The sequence below is a fragment of the Streptomyces sp. NPDC090741 genome (genome assembly GCF_044769045.1).
In the GTDB taxonomy this organism is placed as follows: domain Bacteria; phylum Actinomycetota; class Actinomycetes; order Streptomycetales; family Streptomycetaceae; genus Streptomyces.
The window spans coordinates 340,387-354,287 of the sequence record NZ_JBIVXF010000006.1; the positions used below are offsets into that span (position 1 = coordinate 340,387).

The 13,901-nt window shown below is 69.5% G+C and carries 13 protein-coding genes, 1 tRNA gene and 3 pseudogenes; 10 read left to right on the forward strand and 7 right to left on the reverse strand.

Annotated features, from left to right (window positions below; translation table 11 throughout):
• Position 1: 1 nt before the first annotated feature.
• The gene (locus tag ACIQU4_RS19165) at positions 2-1,474 is read right to left on the reverse strand and encodes a sialidase family protein (RefSeq protein WP_403731756.1); all 1,473 of its coding nucleotides are present in this window, start codon (positions 1,472-1,474) and stop codon (positions 2-4) included.
• Between the two features lie 495 nt (positions 1,475-1,969).
• Between ACIQU4_RS19165 and ACIQU4_RS19170 the strand changes: the two are divergent.
• Positions 1,970-2,110, forward strand: a pseudogene (locus ACIQU4_RS19170) (AraC family transcriptional regulator ligand-binding domain-containing protein); the annotation flags it as partial.
• Positions 2,093-2,566 (forward strand): helix-turn-helix domain-containing protein, encoded by a 474-nt coding sequence (locus tag ACIQU4_RS19175; protein ID WP_403732116.1) that lies wholly within the window; start codon positions 2,093-2,095, stop codon positions 2,564-2,566. The pseudogene ACIQU4_RS19170 and the gene ACIQU4_RS19175, both read left to right, overlap by 18 nt.
• Before the next feature lie 142 nt (positions 2,567-2,708).
• Here the strand turns inward: ACIQU4_RS19175 and ACIQU4_RS19180 are convergent.
• Together ACIQU4_RS19180 and ACIQU4_RS19185 are read right to left on the reverse strand one after the other, a co-directional pair.
• Positions 2,709-2,782: transfer RNA gene (locus ACIQU4_RS19180), tRNA-Met, on the reverse strand.
• A gap of 167 nt (positions 2,783-2,949) precedes the next feature.
• On the reverse strand, positions 2,950-3,255 hold the full coding sequence (locus ACIQU4_RS19185) for a hypothetical protein (protein ID WP_403731759.1): 306 nt from the start codon (positions 3,253-3,255) through the stop codon (positions 2,950-2,952).
• Between the two features lie 205 nt (positions 3,256-3,460).
• Here ACIQU4_RS19185 and ACIQU4_RS19190 point away from each other — a divergent pair, with 205 nt between their 5' ends.
• A complete protein-coding gene (locus ACIQU4_RS19190) occupies positions 3,461-3,874 on the forward strand; it encodes a hypothetical protein (RefSeq protein ID WP_403731762.1) in 414 nt (137 codons plus the stop codon).
• An 84-nt stretch (positions 3,875-3,958) separates the two neighbouring features.
• Here ACIQU4_RS19190 and ACIQU4_RS19195 read toward each other — a convergent pair whose 3' ends face one another.
• The gene (locus ACIQU4_RS19195) at positions 3,959-4,243 is read right to left on the reverse strand and encodes a hypothetical protein (RefSeq protein WP_403731765.1); all 285 of its coding nucleotides are present in this window, start codon (positions 4,241-4,243) and stop codon (positions 3,959-3,961) included.
• Between the two features lie 408 nt (positions 4,244-4,651).
• Here ACIQU4_RS19195 and ACIQU4_RS19200 point away from each other — a divergent pair, with 408 nt between their 5' ends.
• Entirely contained in the window at positions 4,652-5,788 is a 1,137-nt protein-coding gene (locus tag ACIQU4_RS19200; protein WP_403731768.1) for a hypothetical protein, read from the forward strand.
• Between the two features lie 113 nt (positions 5,789-5,901).
• A complete protein-coding gene (locus ACIQU4_RS19205) occupies positions 5,902-6,249 on the forward strand; it encodes a hypothetical protein (protein ID WP_403731771.1) in 348 nt (115 codons plus the stop codon).
• Positions 6,250-6,729: 480 nt separating this feature from the next.
• On the opposite strand, the gene ACIQU4_RS19210 is transcribed toward ACIQU4_RS19205, so the two are convergent.
• Positions 6,730-7,425 carry a ribosome-inactivating family protein gene (locus tag ACIQU4_RS19210; protein WP_403731774.1) on the reverse strand — a complete coding sequence of 232 codons (696 nt, stop codon included), beginning with the start codon at positions 7,423-7,425 and terminating at the stop codon, positions 6,730-6,732.
• A 267-nt stretch (positions 7,426-7,692) separates the two neighbouring features.
• Between ACIQU4_RS19210 and ACIQU4_RS19215 the strand changes: the two genes are divergently transcribed.
• Positions 7,693-8,715: an alcohol dehydrogenase gene (locus tag ACIQU4_RS19215; RefSeq protein ID WP_403731777.1), complete on the forward strand. Its 1,023-nt coding sequence runs from the start codon at positions 7,693-7,695 to the stop codon at positions 8,713-8,715.
• A 10-nt stretch (positions 8,716-8,725) separates the two neighbouring features.
• Here the strand turns inward: ACIQU4_RS19215 and ACIQU4_RS19220 are convergent, their stop codons facing one another.
• Positions 8,726-9,283, reverse strand: a complete 558-nt coding sequence (locus ACIQU4_RS19220; RefSeq protein ID WP_403731780.1) for a TetR family transcriptional regulator C-terminal domain-containing protein — start codon at positions 9,281-9,283, stop codon at positions 8,726-8,728.
• A 239-nt stretch (positions 9,284-9,522) separates the two neighbouring features.
• Here ACIQU4_RS19220 and ACIQU4_RS19225 point away from each other — a divergent pair.
• A pseudogene (locus ACIQU4_RS19225) lies at positions 9,523-11,355 on the forward strand (glycoside hydrolase family 15 protein).
• Between the two features lie 46 nt (positions 11,356-11,401).
• Here ACIQU4_RS19225 and ACIQU4_RS19230 read toward each other — a convergent pair.
• Positions 11,402-11,680 carry a hypothetical protein gene (locus ACIQU4_RS19230; RefSeq protein WP_403731783.1) on the reverse strand — a complete coding sequence of 93 codons (279 nt, stop codon included), beginning with the start codon at positions 11,678-11,680 and terminating at the stop codon, positions 11,402-11,404.
• Positions 11,681-11,756: 76 nt separating this feature from the next.
• On the opposite strand from ACIQU4_RS19230, the gene ACIQU4_RS19235 reads away from it, so the two are divergent.
• The 3 genes and pseudogenes from ACIQU4_RS19235 to ACIQU4_RS19245 all read left to right on the forward strand — a co-directional run.
• Complete coding sequence (locus tag ACIQU4_RS19235) at positions 11,757-12,341, forward strand: hypothetical protein (RefSeq protein WP_403731785.1); 585 nt, start codon at positions 11,757-11,759, stop codon at positions 12,339-12,341.
• A 23-nt stretch (positions 12,342-12,364) separates the two neighbouring features.
• On the forward strand, positions 12,365-13,195 hold the full coding sequence (locus tag ACIQU4_RS19240) for a DUF5995 family protein (RefSeq protein ID WP_403731787.1): 831 nt from the start codon (positions 12,365-12,367) through the stop codon (positions 13,193-13,195).
• A 399-nt stretch (positions 13,196-13,594) separates the two neighbouring features.
• Positions 13,595-13,822: pseudogene (locus ACIQU4_RS19245) on the forward strand (transposase family protein); the annotation flags it as partial.
• Positions 13,823-13,901: the final 79 nt, after the last annotated feature.

The window sequence follows — 13,901 nt, forward strand, 5'->3', positions numbered from 1 at the left end:
CTCACCGGGTGCGGAGACTGCCGCTGTACACGTCCGTACGGTTCTGTGGTGCGCCGGAGTGGGTCTCTGTGAGCACGGCCCGCACTCCCTTGCCGTCTGCCACCAGGCCTTGGTAGTCGCCGAGGAAGTAGCCCCCGGCGAACGGCGCCTGCAGCCAGTCGAAGACCCGCGAGATCCGTCGTTCGGTCCGGAGCCTCGGGTCTCCGTGGGGCAGCGTGGCCAGCTGGTAGGCGGTGGGCAGGGTGGTGGTGTCGCCCGGCTTGAGGAAGCGCAGGTCGTAGTAGGTGAGCGCGACGGTGCCGCGCTCGTCGACCGCGATCGACGGGGAGAAGGCAGGCACCCCCTCCGGGCTGATCAGCTCCGGGGTCCCCCACGTGCGTCCGCCGTCGGTGGAGCGCACCAGCTGGACGGAGTCGAACTTGCCGCCGGAGAAGTCCGAGCCCTCGTAGGCCATGTACAGCGTGCCCGTCTTCGGGTCGACGGCCGGGCTGGGCAGGGTGGCCGCGGCGCGCAGCAGCTTGGTGGGGTCGTTCGGGTCGACCTCCGGTACGGAGGTGTCCCGGGCCACGGTGACGGGGGCGCTCCAGGTCTCCCCGGCGTCGGTCGAGGTGACCACCGCGTAGTGGGCTTCGACGACGGTGCTCAGGTCGCCGGAGTAGGTGATCCGGTCGAAGAAGTCGTACAGGGTGCCGGTGCGCCGGTCGACGACGATCACATGGCCGATGGTCTGCGTGTTGGGCACGGTGCTGGTGTCGACGAACGGCCGGGCCTCGCTCCAGGTGCGTCCGCCGTCGCGGGTGAGGGAGATGTAGCCCGGACCGTCGAGGGAGCTGGGGCCGGGTGGGTCGTTGTCGAGGCGGTTCCAGACCTGGTAGGCGGTGCCCTTGCGGATCGGGTCGGCGGTGAGTGAGGGCTTGTCGTTGAAGAACGGCTGCTCGTCGACGTGTGTGGTGGTGAGGTTCTGCCAGGTACGGCCGCCGTCGCGGGACGTGGCGGCCAGGAGGGCGCTGCGCGTGCTCCTCGTGAAGTCGACGCCCTCGCCGCCGGCGTAGACGGTGCCGTCCGGTCCGGTGCTCACCCAGGGGTCGGAGGCGCGTTCGAAGTCCGCCCCGCCCGGGGCGCACAGACTGAACGGCAGCTTGCTCCGGCGGAAGGTCCGGCCGTCCGTGGTCCAGCTGGCCACCAGACCACGGGCGCCGCCGTCGTTCCAGCGGTCCTGCTGGAACACGGTGACCACGCGCTTCGGGTCGCGCGGATCGACGGACAGGTACGGCTCGACCTCGGTGCCCGGATAGACGACGCTTTCGGCGGACATCGCGCCGATGGTGCAGTCCGCGTACGGGTCGCGGCCGGACACCTTGACCAGTGGTGCGCCATCGGGGCTCCGGTCTGCTGCCGCGGGAGTCGCACTGGTGACCGTGGTGAACAGGAGCGCGGCGGTGGCAACAGCGGTCAAGGGCAGGAAGACGCGCATGCGGGATCTCCTCCGGGCCTCGGCGGCCGGGGTGCGGGACAGCCGGTACAGGGGCGGCGTGGGGCGCGGGGGCGTACCGGAACGCGGGGGTGGGACGACTCCGCCTGATCCTTTTCGGTGTCGTGGCCGGTGCCCTTGATGGGCCGGACGGCGGATTCCTGGCCGGCGTCGCCGAGGAGCACGGCGGGGCGACCGGCGGTGCACCGTGCCGGTCGGCCCCGCCACGATCGTCAGCTCACGCACTTCGCTGACGGTGGACGTGTGGGTGAGTGCGGTGGTCGTGCCGCCACTGGGGGAGATCGCGTGGAGGTCTGCCGTGGGCGCTGCCGCGGTGTAGCGGGCCCGGGGCGGGGGGCCGGTGGTCGCCAGGGCGCCGCTGCCGGCATGACGTAGCCGAGCAGACCTTCCCGGGTGTACGGGCCTTCGCAGTCGGGCGTGTTGGATACGAAGTGGTCGAAGACGGACGGGATGTAGCGCCGGTAGCGGGCGGCCCGCTGGATCGCCGGCGACGACTGGGCGCCCCTGTCCGTGTCGTTCGCCCGCCCCCGTGCGGGCTCGGCAGAACCCTACGCCCGCGTTCTCGGCTGCCCCGTCACCTTCGACGCCCCGGAGAACGCGATCACGGTCGCCAACGAGGACCTCGACAGGCGCCGCTCCCTCTACGACCCGGCACTCAACGCCCTGCACCGGGCCTGCGCCGACCGGCTCTTGCACCAGCTGTCCGCGCCCGCGCCTGCGACCGCGCCCGTGGCCGAGCACGTGCGGCAGTGGCTGGAGCACGCCGCGTTCGAGGGCGCGGGCCCCGAGGGCCCCGCCAAGGAGCTCGACCTCAGCGTCCGGACCCTGCGCAGGGCCCTGCACGCGGAGGGCACGTCATGGCGCGCGCTCCTCGACACCGCCCGCCACGGCCGGGCCGGGCGGCTGCTGGAGACCACGCCCCTGCCGCTGGACCGGATCGCCCCCCTCGTCGGCCTGAGCGGCGCGACGGCCCTGGTCCGTGCCTTCACCCGGTGGGAGGGCACGCCTCCCGGGGCGTACCGAGGCCTGCACCGGACTGCGGCGCCCGACCGGGACGGGGCCGGCAGCGGGTGAGGAACGTCACCGCGGGCGGATACCCCGGCCTGCCGCCTCCCGTGGCCGGATTCCGCCGCGGCCGGATCCGGGGCCGAAGCCGAAGCTCCTCCGTACAGCAGAAGGGCCCGGATCCTTTGAGGATCCGGGCCCTTCTGAGCAGTAGCGGGGACAGGATTTGAACCTGCGACCTCTGGGTTATGAGCCCAGCGAGCTACCGAGCTGCTCCACCCCGCGTCGGTGAACCCCACCCTACGGCACTGACCGGCCGTACTCGACCGGTTTTCGCTCGGCGTGCTGCCGGCCGCTCCGGGGGCGCCTGCTCGGTGGTGCCGATTTCGTCTTCGTGGACCCAGGGCTTGCTCTTCATGGCGGGGTCGAGGCGAGGCGGGCCCGGGGTCGTCCTACAGGGGATTGCCGCGCATCGTCTCGTCGCGGATCGTGTTGCGGTGTTCCTCGTAGACGAGCCGCGCATCATCGCTCGGGAGCGCCTCGGTGGCGAGGCCGCAGGAGCATGTCACGACGGTGAGACCGGAGGGAGTGCGCAGTGTGTGCCCTTCCGGGCTGGTCCAGGCTTCACCTGCGGGGTTCTCGTACCGGAGGCTGTGGCGGTACTGGGGCTTGCGGGTACGGCTCGGGGTGTTGCCGGTGCTGCCGGTGCTGCCGGTGCCGGCGCTGGTCAGGTCCACGGTGAAGCGGTGCTCGGTCATGGCTCCAGTGTGGCCGCCTGCGAGCGATCAGCCGGCAGCCCCCGCGGGCACGGGCCCGGGCGGATCGGAAGCGGTCACGGCGAACCGGTGGAACCGGGTCGTCAAAGCCGTACAACCCCACCCCCCGCACGGCAGGACAGGGCCGAATCGGTCTCTGCGTCCCGGGTCGCGGCACGGCGTGCCGGAACGCAGGATGGAGCAGGTGATGACGGTTTTGGTGGTCGGCGTGCCGGACGGCGAGCAGCTGGAGCTTCTGCGCGCGGGTGTCCAGCGCAATCCGCACTTCCGGGTCTTGTCGCACGCCCACGACCCCGTCGTCGCTCTGGCGCACGCCCGCCTCCTTCTGCCCGATATCACCGTCCTGTCCCTGCCCGCCGGGCTCGACGGCCTCGACGCGGACCCGGACATCCTCAGCGTGTTCCACGGGGTGCGCTCCCTGGACCCGCCGAGCGGGGTGGTGCTGCGGACGGCCGCCGACCGCGTGCACCGTGCCGTATCCGGCCTTGCGGTCGAGGGCGCCGTCCACGTCGTGCGTGAGGGAGACTCCGAAGCCCTCATGCGGGCCCTGCGCACGATCGGGCTGCGCCGGGCCAGCTGCGACCCCGACGAGATGCCCTGACCGGACTCGGCGGTGGGGCTGCCCCGTCCGGGCCGTCGGCGGACATTCGGCGATGCCGACTCACGAGGGGACGGCACTGACTGCTCAGGGGCGTATCTGCTCGATGAGCCGGATGTTGCAGGAAGCGTGGGCCCTGCCGTTGGCGTTCTTCGGCAGCACCCAGAAGGACCCGTCGCCGTCCCGCCCGACCACACGGGCGGTGGACTTCAAGGAGTCCGGTACGTAGCTGCGGGCCGCCCTGTACAGATCGACGAACGCCTCCTCCCTGGTCCTGCTTCCGCTGACCGGGCGAACGACCGTGACCTGCCGGTGCGTTACCGACCCATTCTCCGTGACCGTTTCCTCCGCGATGATCAACCACACGGGCATCGATGAGCCTCCTTGTGAACCGTGTCCGGGGGGTGAGGCGGAACGCTGCGGTCAGCCGCGACCGTCGCACGCCTTGCAGTCGCCGCTGCCCTTGCAGCTGTCACACTTGGCCCCGCTCCAGCCCCGGAATCCGGAGCCGCCGCAGGTGGTGCACTTGCCGTCGCCCTTGCATCGCTGGCACATGCGGGTCGTTCCTCTCGTGGTGGTCGTACGTACGTATCGGTTGGTGGACGAGATACCGGTCGAGCGGGTCAGTAGGCGCGGTGGCCGCGCCGTCGGAATCACAGTGACGGGCTCGGCGTACGGGAGGCCACAGGGTCGGGGCAGGTGCATGTTGCAGGGCAACTTGCACCTCTCCGACCTGTGCGAAACGGTGTCGGCGTGCAAGCGGAGAGAGGGATCTGCAGGGTGGGAAGTACGAACGAGGAACTGATCGACGCGTTCGGGGACGCGCTGGACGAGTGGGCGAGGGAGGTGAGGGAGGCCTGTCGCGTCTCGGCCGTTCAGCATCAGGAGCTCGCGCGCAGGATGACCAAGCTGACCATGCGGGGGACGGTGACCCCGTCCCGGGTCTCCAAGTGGCTGAGCGGCCGCAGGATCGTCATCAGCGGCGGCGCGGGCCTGCCGGGCAGGGGCGTCTCCCGCGACATCGTCCGGGCCCTGGGCCTGGAAGGCGCACGCGCCCAGCGGCTGATGCGCCTCGGCGAGCGGATCGACCTCGTGCAGGCCGAGTTGGAGCGCAGGTACCCGAACGGGTGGAGGGTGGCAGCGCAGGCTCACATGCTCGGACATGCGGAGACCGTCATCACCTCGGAGGAGCCTCTCTCCTCCTCCCCCTCTCCGGTACGTATCGCCGCTACGGGCGGCACGTCGCCTGACGGGCCGCGGCGCCCGCAGCCTGAGCGGCGCCGGCCGTCGTGGCGCAATCAGCCGACATGGGCGAAGGCTCTGGCCGGCGCGCTCGCCGTCACCGCCACGGCAACGGCGATCGCCACGGCAGCTCTCCTGCTCCCGGCCGACGAGGAAGGGCGTTCCGGGGCGGGATCCGGTTCCGGGCCTGGGCACTCGTCCGCGAACTCGGCCGCTGCGGGTGGTCCGGCGGCAAAGGCGGACGCGACCAGGACCCTGGACCTGGAGAAGGGGACTCTCGGGGACGACAGCCGGTGCAGCTCCCCCTTCCAGGGCCCCGAAGTGATCACCTGGCGGGTGTGCGCGCGGGTGGAAGCGGAACGCATCTCCTTTGCCCTCAAGATCACGAACGAAGGCCGCGCACCATCCACGGTCAAGTTCCGCCTGGAGTACGCACAACTGTCGGCGTTCCACCCCTGCCCGCAACAGCCGGATTCCCATTCCCTGGACATCCCGGCCGGGGAGACCGTCATCACGGATCCCGAACACTGCGCCGTCCCACGGGAGAAGGTGCCCTTCGCGTACCAGGCCGTGGGCTGGGTGGTGGCGCAGGAGTCGAACGGAGGCTCGTACGAACTCTCCCCCACGGCGCACGTCTACCCCGACCGGATCATCTGGAAGCCGGACCTCGTGTAGACGCGGACCTCGACGAGCAGCCATGGCGAAGCGCTCGCCCGCCGGTCCGCGCGGCCCCGCCGGCGCCACACGCGCCGGGCGGCCGGTGGGCTCGTTCGGCCAAGACGCTGTGGATGACCGAGATGCGGCGCTGCCGTCGAGGCCGGTGCGGAGGATGGGGGCGCGGGGCCGCGGAAGACACCGAGGCGGAGCACCTCAGGATCGCCCAGCAGGCCATGTGGCAGGCGCGGTTCGAGGTGGCGCCGGAGAACCTGAGTGCCCCGGACCGTGAAGTGGCCGCCGAGGCCCTGCGCACCCTGATCGCCGGGCCGGCCGTCTCCGCCAGGGTGTCGGCGAGCGGCGGCGCGGCGGCCGTCGGCGGGAACGTGAGCATCCGGGCCGACCACGGTTCCGCGGCGGCCCGGCACATGGGAACGGTGACGCAGGGCAGCCCTCGGCCGCCGGGTCCGCCGCAGGGCTGAGCGGCCCCGGCGCCTTCCAAGCCCCCCACGTCACCGCACGTACCGCAGTCACGGCCTCCCTCGGGGGAATCGCGGTCGGTCATGCGGACCAGGTCGTCGCGTACTACGCCGCGCCACCGTTGCCGCAGGGACCCGGGGCGCCACTGCGCGGCTACCCGAGTGCTGCCCGGCTCGCGGCCTGGCCACACTCGACAACGACCGCGCCGTCGGCCTGCTTGCCGCCCTGGCAGCGGACACCGCCCTCGGCGCCGGCTCCCGCGCATGGGCCGCTCGCACCCTCGCCGAAATCGGCGGCGCGGGGGATGCGGGCGCCCGATGAAGGCCTGGGAACTCCTTTCATTTGGCCGTCGCAGGGACTTCCTCAACGCCGCCTTCGCGACCACCGCGGTCGGTCCGCCCCTCGCCTACGACCACGAAACCGTCGCCGCCAGGCCCAGGGCAGCCGAGCGGGGGTGGCGGATTGGTGCCGGGTAAGAGACTTCAGGCGGGTGCCGCGGCCGACAGCCGTCCGCCGATCATCCAGATACGCGACATCGCATCGGCCAGGGCGGGGTATCGGGCGGCCTCACAGATCATCTCCGAGAGCACGAGCATTCCGTGCGCGGTGCACTTCGGATCGCGGTTCTGGTGCAGCCAGACAACCGCGTTGCCCAGGGACCGGCGCCCGAGGAAGATCCCCGAGCGCCGCACGGCGGCGGCCGTCTCCAGGTCGGAGCGGCTGCCGCCGAACGGCAGGACTGCGGTTCGGCGGATCCCCGGCGGTGCGCTGGAGTCCCGCACGTGGCGGACGCATGATTCCGGCGGGGCCTGTCCGTTCTCGAAAGTATTGCGGAATCCGGCGATGCGCATGCCCGCATTCTCCAGGTGGAGCTCGATGTAGAGCTCAATGGACAAACCCCGCAGCTGAATGCGCAGGGGCAGGTAGGTCATCTCCCCCGGCCTGCGCGAGGCCCCGCCGAAAAAACCCTGAGCATTCTCTGCCCTCGACCGGATCGTCGACGTCAGGAGCCGATACTCGTCCACCGATGCGCGCATCGGAGAAAACCACAAAGGTTTCAGCATGGCCGCCCACATCAGGGCAGATTGCCGGAACTCGGCCTTCCCTGAATTAATCTGACCGCGATCGGTTCGATCGTGTTGCACGCATGCATGCGCATCCACCGCCTTCGAAATCATCCCCATCGCAGGGTTCGGATCGGTTCGGTCCTTTGTAGTCGTCCTGGTGGAGGCCGAGCGAATAGTTGGCCCCTGATGCTAAGAAATCGGCGATCCCGGCGCTCCGAGGAGCAGGTGACGCGGTGCTTCACGGTCTGTCCCGCCGACCTGCACCTGCGTCCGCACCCAGGGCCCCGCCCGCTTGACGGAGTTCAGGACGACCGATCATTATGGAAGCGAGACGACCGGTCATTTTGGCCGCCCATTCCGCACACGCGAGGGAATGACATGTCCACATACCGAGCGTTCGAGGTCACCGGGTCACGGAAGTTCGAGTGGGTGGAGCGCGAGACGCCGGAGCCACCGCTGGGGCACGTGCGCCTGCGGGTCGAGGCCTGCGGGGTCTGCCACTCCGATGTCCTGGCCGTCGAGGGGATGCGGCCCGACCCGTCCAGGCCGATGGTTCCCGGGCACGAGGTCGTCGGCGTGATCGACGCGGTCGGCCCAGGGGTGACGACGTGGCGGGTCGGCGAGCGCGTGGGCGTGGGTTACCTGAACGGCCACTGCGGAGTGTGCGACTTCTGCCGGCGCGGCGACTTCGTCAACTGCGAGGATCAGCCTCAGACCGGCAGTGACATCGACGGAGGCTACGCGGAAGTGCTGGTCGCCAGGGCCAGCGGCCTCGTACGGATCCCGGAGAAGCTGAGCACGATCGACGCGGCGCCGCTCCTGTGCGCGGGACTGACGGTCTTCAGCGCGCTACGGCAGGCCGCCGGCGCCCCCGGCGCGCTGGTGGCCGTGCAGGGGATCGGCGGTCTCGGGCACCTGGGCGTGCAGTACGCGAACAGGCTCGGGTTCCGCGTCGCCGCGATCGCCCGGGGCACCGACAAGGCGGAGCTGGCAGAGCGGCTCGGCGCCGACCACTACATCGACAGTTCGGCCGAGGACGCCGGCGAGGCGCTGCGGCGGCTCGGCGGGGCGGCCGCGATCGTCGCGACCGCCGCGAGCGGCGCCTCGATGTCGCCGCTGGTCTCCGGACTGGCGCCGCGCGGCCGCATGGTGGTCCTCGGGGCCGCCCCCGATCCGATCCAGGTGCAGACCAGTGACCTGATCTTCGGCACCAGGACGATCAGCGGAAGCCTGACCGGCAGCTCCATCGAAAACGAGGACAACCTCCGGTTCGCCGCGGACCGGGATGTCCGTCCCATGACCGAAGTCATGCCGCTCGCCCAGGCTCCCCAGGCCTACGAGCGCATGATGTCCGGCGAAGCCCGTTTCCGTGTCGTGCTGGATGTGGCGGTCCGGCCATAAGGCAGTGGCATCAGGCGAGCAGCGTGCCGAACACTGCGCCGAAGAACACCTCGTACGAGTCTTCCGAACGGTCGGACCGGGTGGAGATGAGCGTCCCCTCCCAGGCGTTCAGAATGAACCGGGCGAGCGTCCGCGCGTCCGTGGTGGCCGTCACCCGGCCCGACTCCTGGGCCTCGGCGATCGGGGCCGCGAGCGCCTGCTCCCAGCTCTCCAGGCCGGTTCGTACCGCCTCGCGGATGAGGTCGCTGTGATCGGCCATCTCCGTGCCGAGGCCTCCGATGAGGCAGCCGCGGGTGAAGTTCCGGCTGGTGTTCTCATCGCGGAGGAATTCGAAGTGCTGGCGCAGCCGCAGCACCGGATCGACGGACGCATCGGTGAGCTCGTGGAGCCGGCGGCTCTCGCCGTACCGCTCCAGGGCCACCACGGCCAGCGCTTCCTTGCTCTCGAAGTGGTTGTAGAACGACCCCTTCGGGACCCCGGCGCCGTCGGTGATGTCCTTGACGCCCGCCCCGTTGAACCCGCGGGCATGGAACCGTTCGACCGCCGCCTCGACGATCTCCTCGCGCATGCTCCTTCTGCCCACCGGGAGCACCCCTTCAATCACAATATGACCAACCATTTTAGATCACAAAAACCTTAGCACGCGACGCTTCTCCGCCTCCGGGGCCGACGTGGCGCTGCGCGAGAGTGCCGCGCCGCATGCGAAGGAGGGCGCGGCGGCACCGCCGGACGCAATGGCAGCCGCGGCCGTGAAGATCTACCATCACGTGTACGCACTATGCGCCCTGCCGTCGTAGGGAGGCCGGGATCGTGAACGCCGGATTCGGACGAACAGGCCTCTCGCCCTATCTGCCGATCGCAGAACACGGCCTCATCGGTGATCTTCACAGTGCGGCGCTCGTAGGTACGAACGGCACCATCGACTGGTACTGCTGCCCGCGCTTCGACTCACCGAGCGTGTTCGCCTCCATTCTGGACGCGGACCGGGGCGGATCGTTCGAACTCGCCGCCGACGTCCCGACGCGGACCCGGCAGTTCTACTTTCCCGACACGAACGTTCTCATCACGCGGTTCTTCGCCTCCGACGGGGTGGCCGAGGTCCAGGACTTCATGCCGATCACCGACGACTCGGGCGCGCCGGCCCCGCACCGGCTGATCCGACGGGTGATCTGCGTACGGGGATCGCTTCCCTTCACGGCGCAGGTGGCCCCCCGCTTCGGGTACGGCGCCGATCCGCACTCCGCGCAGGCGCAGGGCAGCCACACCGTGGTCTTCCGTTCCGGGGACCTGTCGTAGGCGCTGACCGCCACCGCGCCGCTGGAGTGCGACGGCCTCGACGCACGGTCCCGCTTCAAGCTCCTCGAGGGCGAGTCGGCGGTGTTCGCCCTCGACCCGATCGTCGACGACGTCATCCCGCAGGCCTGCCCCCAGGCCGAAGCCGAGCGGCAGTTCGAGACGACGGTCCGGTTCTGGCGCGGCTGGCTGGCCGGCTCGCGCTACCACGGACGGTGGCGGGAGATGGTGCACCGCTCGGCGCTCGTGCTGAAGCTGCTCACGTACGCCCCGACCGGTGCGATCGTGGCCGCCCCGACGACCAGCCTGCCCGAGCAGATCGGCGGCGAACGCAACTGGGACTACCGTTTCGTATGGGTGCGTGACGCCGCCTTCTGCGTGTACGCCATGCTCAGACTGGGCTTCACCGGCGAGGCCGAGGCCTTCATGCGCTTCTTGTCCGAGCGGGGCATCATGCGGGGCAGCGGTCCCGCAGGCCCACTGCAGATCATGTACGGGATCGACGGGCGCGCCGAGCTGCCCGAGCAGGTACTGCCCCACCTGGAGGGCTACTTGGGGTCCGCCCCGGTACGGGTGGGAAACGCCGCGACCGGGCAGCTGCAGCTGGACATATACGGAGCGCTCATCGACTCCGTATATCTGTACGACAAGTGGGGACAGCCCATCAGCAGCGACCGGTGGGAGGAGCTCGGCGTACTGGTGGACTGGCTCTGCGACCACTGGGACCAGCCCGACGACGGCGTGTGGGAAACGCGCGGGGGACGGAAGAACTTCGTGTACTCCCGGCTGATGTGCTGGGTCGCGATCGAGCGGGCCATCCGGATGGCGAACCGGCGGGGCCTGCCCGCGGATCTCCCCCGCTGGCGGCAGAGCCGTGACGCGATCTACCGGCAGATCATGCAACGCGGCTGGTCCCCCGAGCGAGGGGCGTTCGTCCAGCACCTCGACGACATCGTGCTCGACGCCTCGGTGCTGATGATGCCGATGGCCAAATTCATCTCACCCACCGACCCCAAATGGCTCGCCACCCTGGACACGCTCACCGCGGAACTGGTGTCCGACTCTCTGGTCTACCGCTACGACCCCGACGCCAGCCCGGACGGCCTGAGGGGCGCCGAGGGCACCTTCTCGATCTGCTCCTTCTGGTACGTCGAGGCGCTCACCCGCGCCGGACGGCTGGAGGAGGCGCGGCTCGCCTTCGAGAAGATGCTCACCTATGCGAACCACGTCGGCCTCTACGCCGAAGAGATCGGGCTGACCGGCGAACAACTCGGCAACTTCCCGCAGGCCTTCACCCATCTCTCGTTGATCAGCGCCGCGTTCAACCTCGACCGGGCCCTCGGCTGACCCGGAGTTCGATCGGTGAGACTTCTGTGGATTCCCCGATCTGGGGTCAGCTGGTGATTCCGACGACCGAGCGGACGAGACCGGCGAAGGTCCGCGGATCGGACCCCGTGAGTGAACAACGGGCGCAGCCGTTCGCGACCGTCGACGAGACTGGCACGCAGCCAGACGTCGTCGAAGAACGACGTCGCGCTGCCGCCGCGTTCGCGATCCACAGCCACAGTGGCGCGACCAGTTCGATCACGGAGTCCTCGGCCGTCGTCCCCTGCGCAACCGCCCGCAGGCTGCCCCACAGCCGGCGGGCGACGATGTGGAACGCCGCGAGCACGTCGTAGACCGGCAGGCCGTGGTGGGCCTTACGTTCCTGGCCATCATTTACAGGGCGTGATGATATGCTACGCACTGTGACAATGGAGCCCGAGGGCATCCCTCGACACCGCACGACCGCGCCCAACCGCGTCTATTACTTCGACATCGGGACCGGCACCTGGCTTGGAAAAGCCACCTTCCGCGTCACTTCCTGGCGTCGTCTCATGCGCAGCCGCATCGGATTGACGAACAAGCTGCTCGCGACCGCCATGCACACCATCGAGCTGCTCACCGGTGCGCCACGGCAGAGTTCGACGATCGTGGCGAAGCCGGACGAGGGCGAGTTCGGCCAGGCCGACAATGTGGTCAGGATGTCCAAGTTCGGCGTGACCCTGTACCTCTTGGAAGAGCAGTACGTACTGGACAGCAACGGGACCGGAGTCACTGTCCGCGCGAACGAGAGGCTCGGCCCTGTGCCGGGCCTGCTCACGCGGACCTTCACCTACTCTGCGGAAATTCGCGACGAAGGCATGGCCGCGACCTACCACATGCCGTTGCTCGAAACCCCTTGGACAGCGGACTATCAGGTCGCACCCGACCGCCAGAGCCTCTTCGCGGAATTGGTGTGCGACTGGGGCAGGGCGACCGAGGAAACCCGTCGAATCAGCGAGCCGGCTTAGCGGGCGCCAGGAACATACTCCCGATGACCGCCGAGTCCGTGCTCCCCGCCGAAAAGGTCACCCTGGTCGCCGGATTGCTTGCCGACCGGGTCAGGCAGTACGACACCACACACGATCGCCGGGCCGCGTTCGCCTACACCTACTACCGCCTCACGACGACGCTCGCCACAGCCCTGGATACAGGCACCCCCGCGTTCAACGACCCGCCGTGGGTCGCCGAGCTGTGCGAGACGCTCGCGTCGGCCTACTTCGCCGCGATGGACAGCATCGACGCATGGCTGCCAGGACGACCCGGTGGCTCCGCGGACGAAGTCCGGCCCAGTGATCTGCCGGACTCCATCCCTCAACCATGGCGAGATGCCTTCGCCGCTTCGAGTATCCGGCGCTCGTACACGCTGGAAGACGTGCTCTTTTCCATGATGGCGCACATTTCGTACGACTTGCCGGGGGCATTGCGGCGCATGGCGACGTCCACGGGCGACCGCAGCCACATCGCGGACTTCCACCGCATGAACGACGTGCTGGGGTCCTGTATCGACAGGGTCCAGGACGACCTTTCGTCCAGGTACATTCATGGGCTCAGCTCTTTGGACAGGCTGTTCACCCGTAGCGACGAACTGTTGAGCAATTACGGGATCCGGGTCGCACGGGGCTTGGCCTGGTTCAACTGCGACAGACTCTTGGACCCGGATGCGACCGAGGAAGCGTCGCGGTCGATCGGCAGGAGCACCGGCGTGCTCATCTCCGAAATCCGCTCTCCCGGAGACTGGAAGCTGCGCGCCGGCTTGTGGATCCTGCGCAGGTTGATTCCCGAACGGCGGCACTGGCCCGCGGCGAGTACGCCCATCGCGTAGAAAGCCGAAGCCTGTACGGACCGGGCCCGCTGCCAAGCCGACCGGCGTCGTCAACCTCATGGAAGCCCTGCGCGCCGGCCTCGAACGCGCTGGCAGCCCCAAGGCCGCAGGAGGCCAAGCCACCGCCTCCGGCTTTTGACGGGCCCCGGGCGGCGGCATGCTGAAGAGGCCGCACGATCGTGGAGTCGACCCCGACGACCCAGTCGAGATCGCCTTCGGCGTCGGCCTGGGCGCGGTGATCACGCCACCGCCTACCCCGCTTCGGTGTCCGGTCCGGCAGCAACGGCTCGATGCGTGTCCACCGAGCATCAGGCAACGACACACCAGACTACTCTCAGTAACGATCCGATGAGCGAACCGGACACCGGCAAGCGGTCTTCGGAGTTACGGGATAGCCCTTGCATCGGCGCCGGCCCCTGGGTGACCACCCCGCTCAGACGCCCGCCCCTCGGGGAACTCACCCCCACCCAGCGGACGGTCAACCGAGCCTGTCGGCAGCGCGGGCGCCTGTCGAACGAAGTATCGCGCCACTGAAGTCCTGGGCGGATCTTCCACCGGGCCCGGTGCAGCCCGAGCCGCCTCACGTCAATTGCCGCCGCCATCCTCACCCTGGAGAGACAGCGCTGAAAACGCCCACTGTGTCATCGGCAAGATTCCTGTGGATTCCTCAGTCGACAACCACCTCCGCTCCACGGCGCAGCTGCAG